Genomic DNA, 19883 nt, shown 5'->3' with positions numbered 1-19883 from the left:
CAAAAACTCGCATTTTTACAGAGATATAAACAGACCGGTCTAACCAAATTAATCATTCACCATGAATACGTATGCAGCCTATTCACCCACTATTTCTAGCAACGTATGCTTAACCTTTCTCGTAAAATGATTATTAAAGAGGCTGTTATGTACTTACGCACCCTAATGTCAGTGGGTATCACCTTGTTTTCATCACTCGCATTTACTGCCAGTCACTCGGTCAGTTCACCGAATAAAGCAATTACAGTCACTGTCAGTGATGACAACGGACAACCAACGTATCAAGTCCGATTTAAAGATCAGCTCATCATTGATAACTCAAAGTTGGGGTTTGATTTTCAACGCCATCCTTCCATGCGTAATAACCTCACTTCTTCCAAAGCACACACTGCCACTCAACATAATCAGTGGCAGCAACCTTGGGGTGAAACGCGGTTGATCACGGACCACCATAACGAGTTAACCCTCTCATTCATCGACAAAGGCACTGAAGCCACGGCTTATAAATTACGTGTCAAAGTATTTAATGATGGCCTTGGGTTTAGATATGAACTCAATAAGCCTCATGCCCTTAATATTACTCGAGAGCTTACAGAGTTTGTCTTTGCTAATAGTGACAAAAGCACCGCGTGGTGGATCCCCGCGCGAGGTTGGAATCGATACGAATATACCTACAACACCACTGCGCTGCATGATGCAGCACATGTTCATACCCCTTTCACTTTAAAAAATGCAGCGGGTGTACACATCAGTATTCACGAAGCAGCACTCGTTGATTATGCAGCAATGACGCTAAATCAACGCCGACCAGGCACATTTATTGCTGATTTAACCCCATGGTCAGATGGCATCGCAGTCAAAACAAACGGCAGCTTTAACACCCCTTGGCGTACGATTCAGATTGGTGAAAATGCCACCGATTTACTCAATTCACACTTAATTTTGAATTTAAACGAGCCCAATAAGCTGGGTGACGTATCGTGGGTAAAACCGGGAAAATATTTAGGAATATGGTGGGGTATGCACATCGGAACACACACTTGGAGCAGTGGTGAAAAACATGGTGCTACCACTAAAAACACCAAAGAATATCTTAACTTTGCTGCACAATATGGCTTTGATGGGGTGCTCGTTGAAGGATGGAATACAGGGTGGGATGGAGACTGGTTTTTCAATGGCGATGTTTTTAATTTTGTCGAGAGTTACCCTGATTTTGATATAGACGCGATTAGTCAGCACAGCAAAAAAGTAGGTGCACAACTCATTGGTCATCATGAAACATCAGGGAATGTCAGTAATTATCGCACGCAAATGAAAGACGCTTTTGCCCTTTATCAACAAGCCGGTGTATCACAAGTCAAAACAGGATATGTCGCCGATGGTGGTAACATCAAGCGCATTGATGAGCGAGGTCATGCCCGCTTTGAATGGCATGACGGGCAATTTATGGTCAACGAATACTTAGATAATGTGATACTTGCAGCGAAATATAAACTCAGTATCAACACCCATGAACCCATCAAAGACACAGGACTTCGACGCACCTACCCAAACTGGCTTTCCCGCGAAGGTGCACGCGGACAAGAATTTAACGCATGGGGCACACCACCTAACCCTCCTGAGCACACCACATTACTACCTTATACACGTATGCTAGCTGGGCCAATGGATTTTACCCCTGGCATCTTCGATATGAGCTTTAATGGTTTGGGCGATAAAACAAACCGTCCACAAACCACGCTCGCCAAACAACTCGCTTTGTACGTTGTCTTATACAGTCCTATTCAAATGGCTGCTGATCTACCTGAGAATTACCTTGCCAAACCAGATGCCTTTCAATTTATCCAAGATGTGCCAACAGACTGGGAACAAAGCATCGCATTAGCAGGAGAAGTGGGTGATTACGTCGTATTTGCTCGTCAAGAACGACAACGTGAGAAGTACTCAGGAAAAGATTGGTACCTCGGTGCTATCACCGATGAGCACCCTCGAGTAACCACGATTAAATTAAATTTTTTGGATGAGCACACAGAATATGAAGCCCATATCTATCAAGATGGCGAAAAAGCGGGGTGGAAAAACAATCCATACGATATACACATTAGTAAAAAAAGAGTGAAAGCAACTGATTCACTGACTTTGAAGCTCGCATCAAGTGGCGGCACCGCGATTCGCTTTAAAGCGCTTTAGTCATTTGAGGATAAAAAAATATCAAAATTGTCAGTTTAACGAAAAGAGTTAAACTGACAAGGTATTAAAGCCAGTGTGAACTTATTGCTCTAGTTCACCACCATCAGCAGGAAAGCGATTGTCAGATTTAATATATAGACCCGTTGCACAGTGATTATTGTTTTCCCATGTGCCATCTTGATAAAGTACGCGTGTTACACACGCAGTTGCGTCAGCAAAGAACTCAACCTCTCCGCGGCCACTCTCACTAAAACTACAGTATGCTGAAGTATTACAGCGCCACTTTCCAGAGTTCGTCGCTTGATGACTCCAAGTCACTTCTTGCACAGGCTTATCTGCCACAAAACGAAACGAAACGCCCGGTCTTGGTGTATTTGTTTGCGCACTACACATGTCGGCTGTCCAGAACTGCTTAGTCGCAGTGCCGCTTATCAAGCATTCAACATGAGCCGCTTGTGCAACACCCGCATACGTTCCCATTGCTAAAACCGTAGAAATTATTAATTTTTTCATATTTTCAATCCTTGTTACTTTGTTAGAAACACCTTTATGTCACTATTATTACAATACGGCAACAAAAATAACGAATAAAAAGTAATCAAATGTAAACAAGGGAGGGGTGACGTTCCATTATTATCTTACAACGTCATGAAAGTGTTACTTTTACTTCAATGGATAAAGGATCGACCACGCTACATACTTAGCGTGGTGACATGATCGCAGATGCGCTGAAATACCATACACACTTAAAAAGTGCGTATGGTAAGGTATATGACTTTCAAACAGAACGCCTAGACTACCTCCAGCAGCCATACATACACCATAGGTAGATCGTTTTTATAAGTCACTTTAATATCAATCAGCTCACCGCTGACGATTTGATTCACGGAAAAGTAGCTATTGGATAAATAATAATGACCATTATCATAGCGAATATCTACCCCAGATAACACCTCAACCCCTTTTACCTTAGCTAACTCAATTAGCGCATCTTTAATGGCCAAATCTATTGCTGTACTGAGCAATGTGTCCGGGGTCATTTTGCCCCTTTCGCCAAAATTACCTAATGCAATCGTTCGACCTTGAAACTGCGGCTGTGTCTTCCAATTTTCGTGAAGTTGAAGTGGTATATCGTGGCGAGTCATGCTGTTTGGTAACGTAAACTGGGCAACTAGAGTATGCCCATACGAGCATGAACGAGTATGTAATAAAGGAGACTGCCACTCTGTTGCAGTCACGCTTCCTGAACGTGTTCGACTGATACTCTGATGCTCTGTACCACTTAAATTTTGGTATAACTCAGTCTGTGTATCCACGATATTTACATGCGATGTGTCTAATAAACTGGCAATGACCCCAGCATTTTTTTGCGCTTGCGCTAATTGCTGATGAGGTGCCACCGTTAAATAACTGACCGACGTGATTGTATTTGGTGTCGTATCACACAGCCAAGACGGTGTACATTGGCTAAAATCACATTGCAGCTCTGCGCATTGCGCCATTGGTGACTGTGATAGTCGCGCGATAGCATCTAAAGCGCCATCAAACACATAACTATAAATTACAGAATCAGTTACGTGCACTGGTAAGAATGTCACCGTGCGACCACTGTCGAGTGTAATTTCAGCGGTGTCTTGATTGGTAATATTACGTACATCCTGCTCTGTGAGTATAAGCGAGTAATACTGAGCCAGCTTATTTAATGCGACTTTTCGGCTGGCTTTGATGGCTTGTTGACCATACAGATCGAGTACAGGAGTGACGCCTATAAACCCTGTTCTTTCTTGTGAAACAGGGTTTTGCAGCCAGCATGGCAAGTGTGGCCCTTTTACATAGAACTCTTTTACGACCTCTTTTATTTGTGTTATTTCTTGCTGGTAGCGCTCAGTAGTAGTGTTGCAGCCCACCACTGATGCAATCATTCCCGCCCAAAAAATTGACCTTACAACTGAGGGACCCATTCGCTTTTTCCTTGCTTTTTTACGCCTTAAAAGGCCTTGAAACACATTTTCGCACAGCCTACATTTTATTCCCTATAAAAGCTACGCCCCATCGCTGGACAAAGCACACCAACGTTACGTCAAGCGCGCAAGCATAGTACGCATTTCATACGTAAAGCGACTGGAATACATACGACATTTAAAGATCTTTACCAGCCATAGATAGATCATTGCGCAATAACTGGCTTATATAACTCAAAAAACATAAGAATATCAGCAACAAACCCTAAAGAAATAACTTGTTAGCAAACGAAAAACAACACCCAACATGGAAACATAAAACACATACAACAACACAAAACACACATAAAAACATTAAACAAACAAACCAGCAACAAAACCAGATCACATAACGAGCAACTTAACAACCAAGCTGGTAATTCATGCAAATGTTACCAGTGAATACTTTCTCTGCGACTGGCTCTCACTGTCTATAAATTTAGCAAAAAAACGCGATCCGCCTTAGATCCACAGATTAAAATTGACGTCATCAACAACGTTCTTTTTTTAGACTCAAGAGGCGCACAAAATGTATACTAGCCAGCTATACTCACTCACACGTTTAATCGATTAAAAAGTCATACATACAACGTGGCAATAAAACAGATCCAAACAAAAAGTGGCCTGTATATTCACTACCAAGACGAAGGGAAGAAAAGTGCACCCGCTATTATTTTGATTATGGGATTAGGTGCGCAAATGACAGTGTGGCCTGATGTGTTTTATGATGCTTTAGTCAATAATAATTTTCGGGTAATACGATTTGATAACCGTGATGTTGGGTTATCTAGTCAGCTTAATGAGCGCGATGCGCCCAGCTTATTTTCAATCTGGCTTAACAAGCACTTTTCTTTGGGGAAACCTGCACCTTATTCACTTGAAGATATGGCAGAAGATGTGATCAGCCTGATGCAAGAACTAAAAATATCACAAGCCCACTTAGTCGGAGCATCTATGGGAGGCATGATCGCGCAAATCATTGCGGCGAAATACAAAAAGAAAGTCTTAAGCCTCACCTCTATCATGTCGACTCCCAATGTAATAAGCTTTTCTGCAACTACTTTAAAAACAATCGTAAAACTTGCTCCATTGAGCCAAAAGCCAGTTACACGTGATTCTGCAATTAATTACAACGTCAAGCTCAATCAAACAATAGGGAGTCCACTTTTTCAACCTCAAGAATCAGTATTAAAAGCGCAGGCAGCTGAACAAATAGATAGAGCACACAACCCCAGTGGCATAAAACGACAACTCTGTGCGATCACGGCCACAGGAAAAAGAACGCACTTAATCAAAAAAATTAAAGCACCCACCTTGGTCATCCATGGGGCTGCTGATCCACTTTTTCCTATTTCTGAAGGTATTAATACCGCTAAACTCATTCAAAAGTCCAAGCTTAAAATAGTCCCTGAGCTTGGCCATGATTTTCCGCCTAAGCTCATGGAAAAAATAGCGCACTGGATCAGCAAACATGTACGCAACGCGGAAAAAATACGCATCCAAAAAAAAATTAAAAAGCTCACAAAGTAACAAGCCATACAGAAATATGTCAGCTCGTTTTTAACTATAATTTAGTCATTATTACTATATTATAGTGTGTAAAATAAAAACAAAAAACCTAATCAATTGATATTAAACAATAAAATAAATGGTCTTAATATTGCTTGAAAATGTGTAGGTTCGCTCACCAGACAATAACGGAGAATATATGTCAGTCCCTATATCAGATAGACCCCTAGAAAAAGTAAAAGAAGAAGTCATTGATCAACTGATTCTAAATTATAGCCATGGTGAGATCTCGGCAGATGCTTTTGAACGCCGACTAGATCAAGCATATGCATGCGACGATCCAACCGATCTTACGGCACTAACAGCCGATCTTCCGCTGCAAACAGATCCACGCTATCAAGCAGAAAAACTATCTTGCGTACAACCTAAATTCACGGCTTCAACACAAAATAATGCCCAGCTAAATATTACCTCAATTTTGAGTTCTGATACCCGTTCTGGGGCATGGGTAGTACCTAAAGATATTTATATTAAAAATTATTCAGGCTCTGTCACACTCGACTTTAGAAATGCAGTATTTACACACCCTAACGTTACGATACATATCGATTGTATTTTGGGCAGTGATGAGTTCATCGTCCCTGATAATATAGACGTCACCACCAGCACTAAAAATATTTTAGGATCTGTTAACAGTGATAAGAGCTCACTTGAAAACGTCACTGTCACTGGGCAACGGCCGCATTTACATATTCAAGGCAGAGTGATTTTGGGCAGTGTTGATGTAACGATGAAGCAATCTATGAAGCAGTCGCTAAAACAGTTTGCTGATCATCTTAAAGATCTATTTAGTGATCAAAGTAATAGCAACAAATCACATTAATGTCATTGTATACAGTACAAAGAAAGGCGTTGTGACTGGGTGGCTAAAATCATAAAGAAAATTACTCATACGGTTATTCTGTATGAGTAACACACCTCAATAAGGGCTTGATTTTCCCCATTAGAATGATCAAGTTTATTTCAAAGCTCACATTACTGATATGTATACAGTACAAAGCAGAATAATATGCTTAAGGACGACAGATACCATAACTATAGGCATCTAACCGCTCACCCCCAATTAAAAAGTGAGATTTAAATACCCCCTCTCTTTGCATCTGCAGCTTTTCCATTAACCGCCATGAGGGCGTGTTATCAACAGCACATACCGCCACTATTTTCATAACCTCGAGCTGTGAAAATAACTGTGCAATGAAAGCATTAACGGCTTCAAATGCATACCCTTTGCCTATCACCTCTTTTTTTAGTCGATATCCTATCTCTCCGACTAAACTTGTCTTGTTGATATACTTAAACATCATCTCCCCGATCAGCTCATTCGATCCATTAAGTGTAATGGCCAGCGCCAATCTCTGGTTTTCTTCACCTAACCAAGGCTGACAATTTTCAGCTAAACGCTGCTTTGCCTGTGCCAAAGTGATCTGGTCGCTAATATAACGAGATGTTTGTGGGCAACTACGATGCGCAAAACTCGCTTGAAGATCTGCCATAGTCATCGGTCTTAGTGTTAATCTGGATGTACAAATTTTCATTCTCTATTCCCTACTACTTTGCGTGCTATATGCTGGAAAACATCATTAAAGAAAATCCTCTGGGGTAATAACTTAAGCCAAGCGAATAATAATAACGCAGCGGCTAACACCGTTATCCAGGCAAGGTCATCAAGCGAATGTATTAAGTAAGCATTGCAGCCCACAGCCAATAAAGTGAACCCCAATAGCTCAACAGCCCCCACCAATGCATTCGCACTGCCGGCTTGTGCAGCATAGTGCACACCAAGCAATTGCATATAAGCTGCAAAATACCCCCCAAAAACAACCATCATAAAACCATATCCGAGCAATGCATTGAATAGACTAAATGGGAGTAAGCTGTAACACATGGCACTTACCATCAATAAAGGCCAAAAAAACGCAAACAAGGCAAGTTCATTCATCGTTTTATGCAAACATTTACTGATAAATGCGCCGATCAACAACCCACTCATTGGCAACATCATCACCATGCCAAATTGCTGCTCAGTGAGTTGAAAATACTGTTGTAATAAAAACGGAAAATACAATTGCGTGGTTAAGTAGAGAAAAGTGGGCAACCATTTAAATGCTGCAATCGCAAGAAACTGACCTTCTTGTAACATTAGCCAATATTGTTGTAATAAATACTTAGGTCGAACAGATCTAATCGTTGGTACATGAGGATCTGTTGGCAATATCCACCAGCCAACGATTGCTGTGAAGCCAAAATAAGCAGCCAATACCCAAGCTAAAAACTGCCAACTAACCAACGAGCTAAGCGTGCCACCAATCAGAGGTGCAAAAACAGCCACACAACTTGATACTAAAGCTAATTTAGCCATCGCCATTTTTAACTGAGCTCCACTTAATGTAGCAACTAGTAATGTCCGGCTTATCAATAATGGTGACGCAGCCCCCACACCTTGCAATATACGGCCTAATGAAAATAGCGCCGCAGAGGTGGAAACAGCACACAACAATGTGCCTAAAATAAAAATACTTTGACCGATAAAGAATACCGGTCGGTCACCAAATTTATCCCGTAGCGGCCCCACAACCAACTGCGATATTCCCAGAAACATAAAGTATCCAGTGATCATTGCCTGACTTTGCGTAGCGCTTAACGCCAAACTTTCTGCTATTTGAGGCAGTGCAGGCAAAAAGATCTGGCTTGCCAGCTGTGAGCACGATAACAGCAAAATTGCTAATCCCAACATGTCCCCTAGCCTCTGTGGTTTAATTCTTAAACACTATATTCTTTACTTTGATGACAAAAAACACTGTAATTGGCAAAACATTATTTCTTAATGGGAATTAATATGGATTGGCTAACTGCAACCCGCAGCTTTACTGCACTCGTTGAGCATAAAAGCTTTACCGTAGCTGCTGAGCACCTAGAGATCTCAGCTTCAGCAATGAGTAAACGTATCGACTGGTTAGAAAAACAATTGGGTTTGAGCTTGTTTACACGTACTACTCGACAAGTAAATCTTACAGAGGAAGGGCATAGTTTTTTACCCAAAGCAAACGCACTTCTCAGTCAATTTGAGATAATGATAAATCACAGTCATGAGAGCACCAAAGTACCTACAGGTACCTTGAAGATTGCAGCAACACTTGCTGTAGGTAGTCGTGTGTTACTTCCGCACATTAGACAGTTCTTAAGCCTGTATCCACAAGTGAACGTGCAGCTTAATGTCCTTAATCCAGGGGCATTACCAGATTTACAAAACGATTTAGTGATCACTCGACAATATGACGAATTTGACTCATTAGCACATAAAGGAACACGGCTATTAAACTATCAAATGCAGTTGTTTGCCTCACCACATTACATTGATAAACACCCCCTAATAAAAAACCTCCAAGATCTGCAAGCACACAAAATGCTGCTCAGTAACTATTATCAAAAAAAAGGCCATATTGAGCTGAGTGATGGAACACGCTTCTTATTTCAGAATTATAACTTTGTGTCTGACAATTTAGACTCAATTTTAGAAGCGGCTATTCAAGGCATGGGACTCATTTTTATCTCTCCTACTTATATCAGCAAGCAACTTGATGAAGGCAGCTTAGTGCCTTTATTACCTTCTTTGCACTCCGCAACCAAACAGCTTTGGGCTTACTACCCTAAAAGCACCTTTGTGCCACTCAAAACCCGTTTATTTATCGATCATATAAAAGAAGGGCTAACGGCATTATAGCCGTTAGCAAAAAAAGCAAGATGCTCATCTGGTTATGATGAACTACGTAATGACAATTTATCTAAATGTGGTGTAACAAACTGACTGAGCAGTAAAGAGCACGCAGCAAGCCCTGCACCAAAATAAAAAACCAAGGCTTGGTCGTATAACCACACAACACCGAACGCTGCTGGAATAACCACAGCCGCAATATGATTAATGGTAAAACTCACACTGGCCGTCGCCGCAATATCCTCAGGATCTGCAATTTTTTGAAAGTATGTTTTTAACGCAATGGCCATCGCGAAAAACAAATGATCGATTAAATACAACGCCGCCGCAAACATAGCAGAGTCAACCACTGCATAACCAATAAAAACCAAAACAAGGCCAGCGTACTCAATAGTAAGCGTTTTCTGCTCACCTATTTTACTAATCATCTGTCCAATCTTTGGGGCCACAAAAATATTAATAAGATGATTAACCATATATAAAGCGGTGATCTGCGCCACGTCAAAACCAAATTTTTCAACCATCAAAAAACCCGCGAACACCATAAAAATCTGTCTACGTGCTCCAGAAAAAAATAGCAGTATGTAATACAAACTATATTTTTTACGTAAAATAATTTTTTTATGCTGGGTCGACGACATGGTAAAAGTAGGAAAAGCAATAATAAGGTATATCGTGAGCAATAACCCAACCCCACCAATTGATAAATATAACCATTGATAATCTGTCGCAAAAAAGGTAACAGATAACCAAATAGCAGCATAAGTCAACAATGAGGCCAATGACTTAATTGACATCAGCCGCCCTAGCTGTTGCGGGGCTTCATCTTTATTGAACCACTGTAAACTCAGTGATTGATTAATAGTTTCAAAGTAATGAAAGCCAATCGACATTAACACCGTTGTGGCATATAACCCATAAATACTGGGAAATAGGCCCGTGACAGCAACCCCGATTGACAATAAACACAAGCTGATCAAAGCAAAAGTTTGCTCTTTAAGCACTAAAAGTACAAAAACAGCCGTAAAAGCAAGTAAACCAGGGATCTCTCGCAAAGATTGCAGCATTCCCATATTTGCCCCAGTAAATTGAGCAGCTTCAATCGCAAAGTTATTCAGTAAAGCCATCCATCCAGCAAACGTGATTGCCATAATTGACGTAGCTATGGCCAAAAAACCAAATGGAGAACGCATAGTAACCAAACTCATTTTGTTATTCATATTTCCCTTCCAAAGCACAACAAAGTTTATGATCAATTCTATCGATTGTTTAAAGAACCTGGTTATTGTATGCTCAAAAAGAAATGACCAAAATTACCTAAAATGACAGATGATTTATCAGATCAGACACGAAGCCAGTGGCAAAGTGTTAAAGCTCGCATAAAACTTACAAAGATAGATAAACCCGTTTATCCACGACCAACAACTATGCCGCCTTGGCAACACGTTCAGACTCACCAACATACTTGGGGTCAATTAGCCTATACAAGCAATGGCGTATTGACGGTTGGGACCCCTGTCGGTCGTTTTGTCATTCCACCCGACCAAGCACTGTGGATCCCACCCAATTTGCCCCATGAGACATTCTGTCGCTACGGCGGGCATTTTCGAAGCGTCTATATTGAAAAGAAGTATGTTGATGTTTTAGGTGTCGACGCAAAAATACTGCATATTGATGATCTATTAAAAGCGATGATTTTAGAAGTGTGTCGGTGGCCAACTGATTATGCTTTAGACGACAGCACTCTGCGCTTTGTACAAGTATTCATAGACAGGCTTAAAATGGCACAAACCAGTGCATTCTTTCTCCCCACGGCTCAAGACAAACGCCTCATACCTATCATTAGTGAACTACACGCAAACCCAGGTAACCCCAACACATTAGAGCAATGGAGTGAACAAGTTGGCGCCTCAAGCCGCACACTAAATAGGCTGTTTAATAAAAGCTTTTCGATGAACTTTAGCCAATGGAAGCAAAAGCTCAGAGCATTGCGCGCAGTTGAAATGCTCGAGGCAGGTCATACTCAGCAAACAATTGCTGAACAACTCGGCTTTGAATCAAGCTCTGCGTTTAACACGGCATTTAAAAAAGCATTTAACTGCACACCTGGGCAATATTTAAAACGATGATTTGTCGTGTGTACCCTTTACCTATCGAGTTAGTGTTCGACTCAATATGTTTCATATTTTTTGGATACACCTTTCACAACATCATGACTTTTTTTCATAGCTTAATTATTTTGTTATATCTTTAATATTCAAAGTGAAAGGAAAAAAATAAACTTATATAGAAAAAATTATAAATTATAAATACTAGAAATAGAAACTTGTTAAATAATAAACCCCCTTCACACCTATTACATCGCACCAAAAAACTGAAAACAATTCATTTACATTTTGTTTGCATTTGTATGTCAGTCCCCATATTCTCGTTGGCTGATACAACACACAACATGGAAAAATTACAATGAACAAGCGAAATTCATTATTTAAAAAGGTGTCTCCAATCATCGCCAGTAGTGCTTTATTATTGAGCGCAACCTCAGGTGCAACCGAAATTACGCCAAACATCGTCGGTGGCCAACCTGCTGATACCAGCCAATGGCAATTTTACACCCAGATACTCAATTCAAATGGTTCAACCGCATTTTGTGGTGGTAGCTACATTGGTGATGGCTATGTATTAACAGCCGCGCATTGTGTTAAGAATAAAGCGACACGCTTTTTACACGTTAAAGTCGCTGGGTTTGTACTTGGCGGTAATGACGGTGACCGTATTCAAGTAGCTGAGAAGTTTGTCCACCCACAGTACAACTCAAACACGCTAAATCATGACGTCGCGCTTCTAAAGCTAGAGCGCACGCCAACATTAGGTCGTCAGGTTGCACTTGCACAAAGTAACATCAATCAATATGTACGTAATGGCGACTTCATTACCGTTGCTGGATTAGGCCGTTTAAGTGAAGGCGGCAGCCGCCCATCTAACCTACAAGAAGTCAGCGTGCCACTTGTGTCTGACCAAGTCTGTAATCAGTCTGGCGGCAGTTATGCCAATGTTGGTGATGTGGCATTCTGTGCGGGGTTTGCACAGGGTCAAAAAGATTCATGTAGTGGTGACAGTGGCGGCCCTATCGTTGTTAATTCTGGCGGTCAAACCGTTCAGCTAGGTATCGTAAGCTGGGGCGTAGGGTGTGCTCGCCCTGCAAAGTATGGCGTCTATGCCGATGTAGCAGCATTGGGGAGTTGGATTGATAGCGTTAAAGGCGGTGCACAGCCTATCTCTGTTTCTTACACACAATCACAAACTTTGCCTAACTTTAAGCTAGGTGAGCAAGTAGCTCATACATATACCATTAAAAATACTGGTACTAGCGCATTTACTTTTGCCAGCGTTGCACTAGAAAACAGTGGTGTTGCATCTACCCCGGTTAAATCTACCGACAGCTGTAGTGCCAGCACATTACAAGCAAATCAAAGCTGTCAGGTAAATGTTGAATTTACGGCAACCGCACCAGGTACTGCCAATGTTGCCCTTAAATTTAAGCTTGATGGAAGCCAAACAACTTACTCTGCAAAAATTACGGCCTTAGCAACAAGCTCTAACAGTAGCTGTAAGGGGACTTGGAACGCAAGCTCAGTATACGATAAGCCAGATCAAGTAACTTACTACGGTAAAGTATACGAAGCCCTATGGTGGACACAAGGTGACATTCCAGCAGACTCAGGAAAATGGGGTGTATGGCAAGAAATTGGCGTGGACAGTAGCTGTAAGCAATAAATAAACCACACTCTTTATTTCACAATACACTGGCTCAACGATTTCGTTGAGCCTTTTCGCTAAGGAATAACGGCGAATACCCTACATTTTATCAGCCGATAAGCCAGTTTATCGCACAAGATGTTCCCGCTCTCCCTTAACGCACTTTTACCTGTATCTATTTAAAGAGATTAGATAATATAGCGGCCATTAATCAGTCACTTCAATACCGAAGTAATTAAATATAAGTGAATATATGAACACCGCCTTTTCTCGACGTTTTTGCGAATTAGTAGAGCAATTTTCAGGGGGGAACAAGCGACAGTTTGCCGAACTTACCGGTAAGTCTCCCTCTCATATTTATCGTATTTGTAGGGGGTTAAGTCGCCCTTCCATGATGTACTTAGAACACCTGTACGGGCTATTTAAAATTGATTTAAATTGGCTACTCACTGGCGAACAACCCATCGATAAACCTTACCATAATTCCGATGAACAATTATTACTAGTCCCCAAACTGGATGTCGAGGCGAGTGCCGGTTTTGGTAGCATCAATGGCGCAGAAGATGTCACCGAGCAATTTGCACTGAACAAACGCTGGTTAAGCTCACAATTAGGCGTGCATGGAGAGCGATTAGCGTTTGTTTCAATTCGTGGTGACAGTATGCTACCCACATTGCATCATGATGATATGGTCCTCGTTGACTTAAGCCAACAACACCCCGCTCATGAAGGTGTATACATCATACAAACCAATGAGGGGTTGATGGCGAAACGATTAAAGAAAAAAACTGATTTAATTGATGTGATCAGTGACAACACTGACTACCCTAGTTGGCAAATAAACCATGAAAATGCTGAACATCATGCGGTTGCTGGCAGAATTGTATGGTGTGGCCGGAATATATAATAAGCAAGAGTTAAAGCCTTTATACCATGGCTTTAACTCGTGTCCACACGCTATTGTTATTAGCGTTTAACGACAAATATACCTTCGAATTGCGCAACCACCACATCTTCATCATAAACTGTGACCGGTACAATGTATTTCGCTTTGCCGTGTGTTTCTAATTCTATTAATTTACCCGTGCATTCACTGATACACACTGTAGCTCTTGGCGCAGTTGTTAGTGGTTTTAAATATTTTATATTGGCATCAGCTAGTACGATGTTACCCTCGAGGTTTAACTCTTTTAAAGCCAAGTAGGTTGCACCCCAGCCAGTCAACGTTGCCATACTATATACGGACCCCGCAAACATGGAGTTATGTAAATTCAAGTTTGCTTTAAGATCGGCACGCGTTGAAAACTGCCAATCAGTATAACTTTCTACTTTAATACCCATCGCATCACTGATCGGAATAGACTCCCGCCAAGTGTCTTGTAACACTTGTGTCCAATCAGGGTGACGAAACCAACCTGGCTCTGACGGATTTTGTTTGACCATTTTCCAATGTTGAATATCACCAAATGCCAAATGTGCTTTTTCAACCACTTTATAACCATGGCCTTCATAAAATGCCAATGCGCGCTCACGAGCATACAAGACCAACTCATCGGCATTCTGATTCCATGCTAACTTTTCTAATTCATGAAGTAACCGACCACCTAAACGCTTCCCTCTGTGCTGCTCAGAAACCGCCATATAGCGTACTTGAGCTTGTTGTTGCGTATTAAAATGTAACCGTGCAACTGCAAGCACGTCACCTTCATTATTTTTAATAAAGCGATGTTCCGATTCTTGTTCTAAATCGTCCTGTTCAGATCCTCGAGGTTGCTCCCAAGGGGCTCGAAGCACTTGCCAACGCAACTGATAATAATCTTGCCAATCTTCGCTACTTTGTGGTGCGGTTACTTGAAACATAAAAATTCCTGTTGTTGTCCATCTAAAGATGATTTTTATGACCCTCACCTTACTAAAAATTCACGTTACTGAATATAACATTTAAGTATTACCCGCTTTTCTTGCGTAAATATTACTTAACAAAGTGGCATTGTAGGAACGCTCTACTATGCTGATGTAATTATGATGAATTTTATGACTGCCGAGGGCACAGTCGCTAACCAATTTGTTAAACAAAGTCATGAATTGGGTCATCTACTTTATTGGCATAAGCATGGCAGTGTTAGCATACAAATAAGGCAAGACAAAACCTTACGCTGGTTACTGATCAACGACACCTTACAATCTGTTGTGGAAAGAAACCACCCAGAGAATCTACTGTTCCCACATTTACAGCAACTCGCCCGACTTTGGCATTTATACACACCACCCAATAAGGTCCTCGAACTCGGCCTTGGCGCTGGTGCAATCAGAGATTATCTACATACAACTTATCCAGAGTGTGATGTGCTGTCGGTTGATAACAACCCTGATATTATTCGCTGTTATAAACGCTACTTTAGCGGTGACCATACCTGCGCTGTAGCCTGTATGGATGTTGATGATGTACTGACCAATAATAATCAATACGATTGGATCATTCTCGATTTATTCAGTGAGTTTGATGCCCCGTTATTTTTATTTCAACATCAGTTCTATCAACAACTCAGAGCTTGCCTGCGCCCTGGTGGAAAGCTGTTTATTAATTTTTTAGCCGAACATGAATCACAGCTAAAGCAAGTCACACATTTACTTATTACCAATTTTGGTAAAAAGCCTCACATAGAGCAAGTGCCACTCTATGCCAATCATATTATTGTAGTCAGCCGCTAACTTTCTAGCATAAACGTCACAGGTCCATCGTTATTCAACGTCACCTGCATATCGGCACCAAATTGACCATTGGCGACTTTAATTCCGAGTAATTTAGCGCGTTCAGTAAAATAGTTATACAATGCTTCAGCTTGTACAGGCGTTGCAGCAGATGAGAAGCTCGGCCTCATCCCCTTTTTAGTATCTGCCGCCAATGTAAATTGCGATACGATCAGTAACTCACCTTGAATATTTTGCACACTTAAGTTCATTTTTCCCACTTCATCCGTGAATATTCGGTAATTGGCAATTTTGTGGAGTAATTTGTCTGCTGTTGTTTCATCATCGTGCTTTTCTACACCTAATAGCACTAAAACTCCTTGTTGGATCTCACCAACTGTTTGCCCCTCTACCACCACACTGGCATGTTTAACTCTTTGAATTAACCCTTTCATACACTTTTTTATTCGTAAAAAAATCATACACAAATGGTATATTAAAGCCCCTTCGCTGCCTATTCATTATCGGTATTAATGAGATAATTTGCATGCGAGTAAATCAGCAGCCCTTCGCACAGCCTCAACATACACATCATTAGCATTGCAGTGGCCTAATCCATCCAGTACAAATAATTGTGAGTGTGCTTGGTGTGCCAGCCGCTGTACAGGAGCAAATCGGCAAACTAAATCATGCCGACCATGAATAAACCAAGTGGGGATTTCTGTTAGATGCTCAGCAACCGATTGTAATGGACGAAGCTCAGACATAACCTCTGGACTAAAATAGTGGCACATCAACTTTGCTTGTTGCAGCACACTCTCGTTATCCTCTAAATGATAACGGCCGGCTAGTGCACCAAGCGTTAGCTGTCTATCCCAAGCATGCCAGCGCTGTGCTGCTTTATGCTGCGATAGCTCATCCTCACCAGTTAATGCGAGCAAATAGTGTTTTAAGATGTTTTCGGGATCAGATTTTTCATTTTTAAACATTTGATATTGCTCTGGGTAAAACTGCGCTCCAGCACTGTTCGGCCCATACAACCATTCAAGATCATGATCTGTGCCTAAAAAGCTCGCCCATAAAATCAACCCCTTCACTTTATGTGCAAAGTGGCACGTATATAACAGAGCTAAGGTTGCGCCCCAAGAGCCGCCAGCCAGAATGCATTGACCAATCGCCAAATGCTCTATTAAACGCGAGATATCATCGACTAAATAGCTCGGAGAGTTATGCGTAAGCTCTAAAGGAGTCGAGGCGCCACAGCCTCGTTGGCTAAACAAGATAATACGATATCGTTTAGGATTAAAGTATCCAGCACTTTCACGACATAGACCAGAACCTGGGCCACCATGGCATACTATGACAGGCTGCCCATGCACATCGCCATATTCTTCAACATGGATCTGATGACCTTCACCTACAGGTAAATGAAAGCTTCGTACTGGTTCACTCACGGCATAGCGTTGAGTCATATTACACACCTTTTTTGTTAAAGGTGCCTTTTAAGACTGCTTACTCTCCAGAAGAGAGCGTGTTTGGCGTTCCCCCAAACACACCGTAAATTCCGCACCAAGTAATACGACAATCCACGACAAATAAACCCAAACAAATAAAATAGGCACAGTTGCAACAGCGCCATAAATCACTTCATACGAAGGAAAGTGACTTATGTACATCGCAAATCCTTTTTTGGTTAATTCAAATAATAGCGCAGCAAATAATGCCCCGGGTATGGCAGCTCGAAAAGACACACGGGTATTAGGCACTAAAGTATAGAGCATAATAAAGCCGGCCATAGAAATTACATACGGTAAAAGTTTTAATAAGAAACCACTAAAACCAGGTATCCCCTGATCTGCAAAAGAAACTAAAGAAACAATGTAGGAGGTTACCCCAATACTCGCCCCTAATAATACTGGACCTAGCGTTAAGACCATCCAGTATATCGCAAATGAAATCATCATTGGTCGTTTCTCTTCTACTCGCCAAATCCGATTTAACGCACTATCCACATTCCTGATCAGTAGCAACGCAATTGCTGCTAAAAAGCCAATACCAACGGCTGTCATTTGGTTAGCATTACCAGTAAACGCACTAATATGCGCTTTAATAGAATCTGTTGAGGTTGGCACAAAATTTGTAAAAATAAAATTTTCAATCGCCAATCGCGTCTGCTCAAATCCAGGAAAAGCCGAAAAAATAGCCACACCTACCGCAATAAGAGGTACCAAAGACAGCAAGGTGACATAGGCTAAATAGCCTGCATTAACAGTAATTTGGTCTTCTTGACAACGCTTCAAATAAGAAAGCCACCATTCAGGCTGCCTTAACCCCCATGCTTTAATTTGAACTATACTTTGTTCAACATTTTTATTCATAATGTACTTAATTCTCAAAAACACTTTGCACATCATAACAATCAGCTACATAATTTACAGCAACATACTAAGAAAATAGGGTGAATATGAAACGCTTTACACTCGCAGCTGCCTTGTGTATTTCATTGGCTGGCTGCCAAACTGCATACTATTCGGCAATGGAAAAAGTCGGGGTTCATAAACGTGAAATTTTAGTAGATCGAGTCGAGGCGACCAAAGAGTCTCAACAAGAATCGCAAGAAGAATTTCAATCTGCGCTCGAGCGACTGACCACACTGATTAATTTTGATGGGGGGGAGTTACAATCTGCCTATGAACAACTTAATGATGACTATGAGTCAAGTTTATCAGCAGCCAATGATGTCAGTGGCAATATAAACAAAGTAGAAGACGTTGCCGAAGCGCTTTTTAGTGAATGGGAAGACGAACTAACCCAATATTCTAGTGCCGCCCTCAAAAGAGAGAGCGAGAAAAAACTAAAACAAACACAGCGCCAATTTAATAAATTACTCCGTTCTATGCGTAGTAGTGAAGATAAAATGCAACCTGTACTTTCATCTTTAAAAGATAATGTGTTGTACTTAAAGCATAATTTAAATGCGCAAGCGATAGCAGCCATACGGGGAGAGTTTAAGAGTTTAAAAAGTGATATTCAGTCTTTAATTGATGATATGAATCGTTCAATTGCAGATTCTAATAAGTTCATTGAACAAATGAATGCTTCAAATACTTAGCTGAAACTATTGAAATGTTTAGTGAGGTACTACGTACCTCATCTTTCTCCTACCTATTTACTCTGATCCTATTTCTACACGCCTGCTTTTGAATGCTATCAAATCAATTACTTTAATGACCAGCATTAGTAGATCAGGAAAATACGCAGCCAATTTAAGAAAAACCTCAACGTAGTTCAAATTAATGTGATTGGTATAAAGATAATTTTGATATTCAATATAAGTATATCAATAATGGATCCTGACCTTCGTCAGGAAGACAAAGTGTGAGGTGAATTCACTTCTCTGGATCCTGACCTGTGTCAGGAAGACGAAAGGGCCCGCGTAATAAAAAAGCCGCGTCTAAAGATAAAACTCCGTCTCCCTGAATTCATTTCAGGGTCCATGGCTTTTCACTACCCTTTCATCCCAAGTCCCTTTCCCTAAACCCCAAATGCAAAAAACCCGTCGCATCTCTGCAACGGGTTTCTCTAATTTAATGCCTGGCAATGTTCTACTTTCACATGGCAACTGCCACACTATCATCGACGCTGTTTCGTTTCACTTCTGAGTTCGGCATGGGGTCAGGTGGGTCCAAAACGCTATTGTCACCAAGCAAATCTGGTGTGTTAACTCGCAATCGCAAGCCAACTAAATCTGGAATTCTGATAAATATTAATCAATCTATAACTAATTCTGTAAAACGCTACTTTAGTAACACTAACTTCTGTCGCTTAAACCACTTTGGCGTTGTATGGTTAAGCCTCACGGGTAATTAGTACTGGTTAGCTTAACATGTCACCATGCTTCCACACCCAGCCTATCAACGTTGTAGTCTCCAACGGCCCTTCAGAGAGCTTATAGCTCTAGT

Annotated in this window: 18 protein-coding genes and 2 rRNA genes; 9 read left to right on the top strand and 11 right to left on the bottom strand. The window is 41.1% G+C overall.

Translation table 11 applies throughout. From position 1 onward, the window contains the following. Positions 1 to 147 precede the first annotated feature (147 nt). Positions 148 to 2190, top strand: a complete 2043-nt coding sequence (locus BGP78_RS15310) for a glycoside hydrolase family 97 protein (protein WP_119862190.1) — start codon at positions 148 to 150, stop codon at positions 2188 to 2190. Positions 2191 to 2271: 81 nt separating this feature from the next. On the opposite strand, the gene BGP78_RS15305 is transcribed toward BGP78_RS15310, so the two are convergent. Next, complete coding sequence (locus BGP78_RS15305) at positions 2272 to 2703, bottom strand: hypothetical protein (RefSeq protein WP_119862189.1); 432 nt, start codon at positions 2701 to 2703, stop codon at positions 2272 to 2274. Between the two features lie 278 nt (positions 2704 to 2981). Beyond that, positions 2982 to 4151: a hypothetical protein gene (locus BGP78_RS15300; RefSeq protein ID WP_119862188.1), complete on the bottom strand. Its 1170-nt coding sequence runs from the start codon at positions 4149 to 4151 to the stop codon at positions 2982 to 2984. Positions 4152 to 4781: 630 nt separating this feature from the next. Here BGP78_RS15300 and BGP78_RS15295 point away from each other — a divergent pair. Together BGP78_RS15295 and BGP78_RS15290 are read left to right on the top strand one after the other, a co-directional pair. Further along, complete coding sequence (locus BGP78_RS15295; protein WP_119862187.1) at positions 4782 to 5720, top strand: alpha/beta fold hydrolase; 939 nt, start codon at positions 4782 to 4784, stop codon at positions 5718 to 5720. A gap of 178 nt (positions 5721 to 5898) precedes the next feature. Next, entirely contained in the window at positions 5899 to 6582 is a 684-nt protein-coding gene (locus tag BGP78_RS15290; RefSeq protein ID WP_119862186.1) for a LiaF domain-containing protein, read from the top strand. Positions 6583 to 6772: 190 nt separating this feature from the next. Here the strand turns inward: BGP78_RS15290 and BGP78_RS15285 are convergent, their stop codons facing one another. Both BGP78_RS15285 and BGP78_RS15280 read right to left on the bottom strand, forming a co-directional pair. Continuing rightward, a complete protein-coding gene (locus tag BGP78_RS15285; RefSeq protein WP_119862185.1) occupies positions 6773 to 7294 on the bottom strand; it encodes a GNAT family N-acetyltransferase in 522 nt (173 codons plus the stop codon). Further along, on the bottom strand, positions 7291 to 8493 hold the full coding sequence (locus BGP78_RS15280; RefSeq protein ID WP_119862184.1) for an MFS transporter: 1203 nt from the start codon (positions 8491 to 8493) through the stop codon (positions 7291 to 7293). Before BGP78_RS15280 ends, BGP78_RS15285 begins: the two co-directional genes overlap by 4 nt. 102 nt (positions 8494 to 8595) lie before the next feature. Here BGP78_RS15280 and BGP78_RS15275 point away from each other — a divergent pair, with 102 nt between their 5' ends. After that, positions 8596 to 9480: a LysR family transcriptional regulator gene (locus BGP78_RS15275; RefSeq protein WP_119862183.1), complete on the top strand. Its 885-nt coding sequence runs from the start codon at positions 8596 to 8598 to the stop codon at positions 9478 to 9480. A 32-nt stretch (positions 9481 to 9512) separates the two neighbouring features. Here BGP78_RS15275 and BGP78_RS15270 read toward each other — a convergent pair whose 3' ends face one another. Then, positions 9513 to 10679: an MFS transporter gene (locus BGP78_RS15270; RefSeq protein WP_119862207.1), complete on the bottom strand. Its 1167-nt coding sequence runs from the start codon at positions 10677 to 10679 to the stop codon at positions 9513 to 9515. 114 nt (positions 10680 to 10793) lie between these two features. Between BGP78_RS15270 and BGP78_RS15265 the strand changes: the two genes are divergently transcribed. The 3 genes from BGP78_RS15265 to BGP78_RS15255 all read left to right on the top strand — a co-directional run bounded on the left by BGP78_RS15265 (position 10794) and on the right by BGP78_RS15255 (position 14137). Next, positions 10794 to 11600: a helix-turn-helix domain-containing protein gene (locus BGP78_RS15265; protein WP_119862182.1), complete on the top strand. Its 807-nt coding sequence runs from the start codon at positions 10794 to 10796 to the stop codon at positions 11598 to 11600. 337 nt (positions 11601 to 11937) lie between these two features. Further along, on the top strand, positions 11938 to 13248 hold the full coding sequence (locus tag BGP78_RS15260) for a trypsin-like serine protease (protein ID WP_119862181.1): 1311 nt from the start codon (positions 11938 to 11940) through the stop codon (positions 13246 to 13248). 235 nt (positions 13249 to 13483) lie between these two features. Beyond that, a complete protein-coding gene (locus BGP78_RS15255) occupies positions 13484 to 14137 on the top strand; it encodes an XRE family transcriptional regulator (RefSeq protein WP_119862180.1) in 654 nt (217 codons plus the stop codon). Between the two features lie 59 nt (positions 14138 to 14196). Here BGP78_RS15255 and BGP78_RS15250 read toward each other — a convergent pair whose 3' ends face one another. After that, entirely contained in the window at positions 14197 to 15090 is an 894-nt protein-coding gene (locus BGP78_RS15250; protein ID WP_119862179.1) for a bifunctional GNAT family N-acetyltransferase/hotdog fold thioesterase, read from the bottom strand. A 162-nt stretch (positions 15091 to 15252) separates the two neighbouring features. Here BGP78_RS15250 and BGP78_RS15245 point away from each other — a divergent pair, with 162 nt between their 5' ends. Beyond that, positions 15253 to 15942: a spermidine synthase gene (locus BGP78_RS15245; RefSeq protein WP_119862178.1), complete on the top strand. Its 690-nt coding sequence runs from the start codon at positions 15253 to 15255 to the stop codon at positions 15940 to 15942. Here the strand turns inward: BGP78_RS15245 and dtd are convergent. The 3 genes from dtd to BGP78_RS15230 all read right to left on the bottom strand — a co-directional run bounded on the left by dtd (position 15939) and on the right by BGP78_RS15230 (position 18299). After that, positions 15939 to 16376 carry a D-aminoacyl-tRNA deacylase gene (gene dtd, locus BGP78_RS15240; RefSeq protein WP_119862206.1) on the bottom strand — a complete coding sequence of 146 codons (438 nt, stop codon included), beginning with the start codon at positions 16374 to 16376 and terminating at the stop codon, positions 15939 to 15941. The two genes, BGP78_RS15245 and dtd, sit on opposite strands and share 4 nt — an antisense overlap. 75 nt (positions 16377 to 16451) lie before the next feature. Next, entirely contained in the window at positions 16452 to 17393 is a 942-nt protein-coding gene (locus tag BGP78_RS15235) for an alpha/beta fold hydrolase (RefSeq protein WP_119862177.1), read from the bottom strand. Positions 17394 to 17423: 30 nt separating this feature from the next. Beyond that, positions 17424 to 18299, bottom strand: coding sequence for a virulence factor BrkB family protein (locus tag BGP78_RS15230; RefSeq protein ID WP_119862176.1), 876 nt, complete (start codon positions 18297 to 18299; stop codon positions 17424 to 17426). A gap of 86 nt (positions 18300 to 18385) precedes the next feature. Here BGP78_RS15230 and BGP78_RS15225 point away from each other — a divergent pair, with 86 nt between their 5' ends. Further along, a complete protein-coding gene (locus BGP78_RS15225; RefSeq protein WP_119862175.1) occupies positions 18386 to 19033 on the top strand; it encodes a DUF2959 domain-containing protein in 648 nt (215 codons plus the stop codon). Between the two features lie 480 nt (positions 19034 to 19513). On the opposite strand, the gene rrf is transcribed toward BGP78_RS15225, so the two are convergent. Together rrf and BGP78_RS15215 are read right to left on the bottom strand one after the other, a co-directional pair. After that, positions 19514 to 19628, bottom strand: a 5S ribosomal RNA gene (rrf, locus tag BGP78_RS15220). A 138-nt stretch (positions 19629 to 19766) separates the two neighbouring features. Then, positions 19767 to 19883 (bottom strand): 23S ribosomal RNA (locus BGP78_RS15215); the annotation flags it as partial.

The organism is Pseudoalteromonas sp. MSK9-3 (genome assembly GCF_003590335.1).
Lineage (GTDB): Bacteria > Pseudomonadota > Gammaproteobacteria > Enterobacterales > Alteromonadaceae > Pseudoalteromonas.
Note: the sequence above shows the minus strand (reverse complement) of the source record. Positions and strands in the feature narration are given on the sequence as shown.

Bases quoted from the DNA above. Each gene is read 5' to 3' on its own strand.
- BGP78_RS15310 (WP_119862190.1), top strand. From the start codon at position 148: ATGTACTTACGCACCCTAATGTCAGTGGGTATCACCTTGTTTTCATCA.
- BGP78_RS15305 (WP_119862189.1), bottom strand. From the start codon at position 2,703: ATGAAAAAATTAATAATTTCTACGGTTTTAGCAATGGGAACGTATGCG.
- BGP78_RS15300 (WP_119862188.1), bottom strand. From the start codon at position 4,151: ATGGGTCCCTCAGTTGTAAGGTCAATTTTTTGGGCGGGAATGATTGCA.
- BGP78_RS15290 (WP_119862186.1), top strand. From the start codon at position 5,899: ATGTCAGTCCCTATATCAGATAGACCCCTAGAAAAAGTAAAAGAAGAA.
- BGP78_RS15285 (WP_119862185.1), bottom strand. From the start codon at position 7,294: ATGAAAATTTGTACATCCAGATTAACACTAAGACCGATGACTATGGCA.
- BGP78_RS15280 (WP_119862184.1), bottom strand. From the start codon at position 8,493: ATGTTGGGATTAGCAATTTTGCTGTTATCGTGCTCACAGCTGGCAAGC.
- BGP78_RS15275 (WP_119862183.1), top strand. From the start codon at position 8,596: ATGGATTGGCTAACTGCAACCCGCAGCTTTACTGCACTCGTTGAGCAT.
- BGP78_RS15270 (WP_119862207.1), bottom strand. From the start codon at position 10,679: ATGAGTTTGGTTACTATGCGTTCTCCATTTGGTTTTTTGGCCATAGCT.
- BGP78_RS15265 (WP_119862182.1), top strand. From the start codon at position 10,794: ATGACAGATGATTTATCAGATCAGACACGAAGCCAGTGGCAAAGTGTT.
- BGP78_RS15260 (WP_119862181.1), top strand. From the start codon at position 11,938: ATGAACAAGCGAAATTCATTATTTAAAAAGGTGTCTCCAATCATCGCC.
- BGP78_RS15255 (WP_119862180.1), top strand. From the start codon at position 13,484: ATGAACACCGCCTTTTCTCGACGTTTTTGCGAATTAGTAGAGCAATTT.
- BGP78_RS15250 (WP_119862179.1), bottom strand. From the start codon at position 15,090: ATGTTTCAAGTAACCGCACCACAAAGTAGCGAAGATTGGCAAGATTAT.
- BGP78_RS15245 (WP_119862178.1), top strand. From the start codon at position 15,253: ATGATGAATTTTATGACTGCCGAGGGCACAGTCGCTAACCAATTTGTT.
- dtd (WP_119862206.1), bottom strand. From the start codon at position 16,376: ATGAAAGGGTTAATTCAAAGAGTTAAACATGCCAGTGTGGTGGTAGAG.
- BGP78_RS15235 (WP_119862177.1), bottom strand. From the start codon at position 17,393: ATGACTCAACGCTATGCCGTGAGTGAACCAGTACGAAGCTTTCATTTA.
- BGP78_RS15230 (WP_119862176.1), bottom strand. From the start codon at position 18,299: ATGAATAAAAATGTTGAACAAAGTATAGTTCAAATTAAAGCATGGGGG.
- BGP78_RS15225 (WP_119862175.1), top strand. From the start codon at position 18,386: ATGAAACGCTTTACACTCGCAGCTGCCTTGTGTATTTCATTGGCTGGC.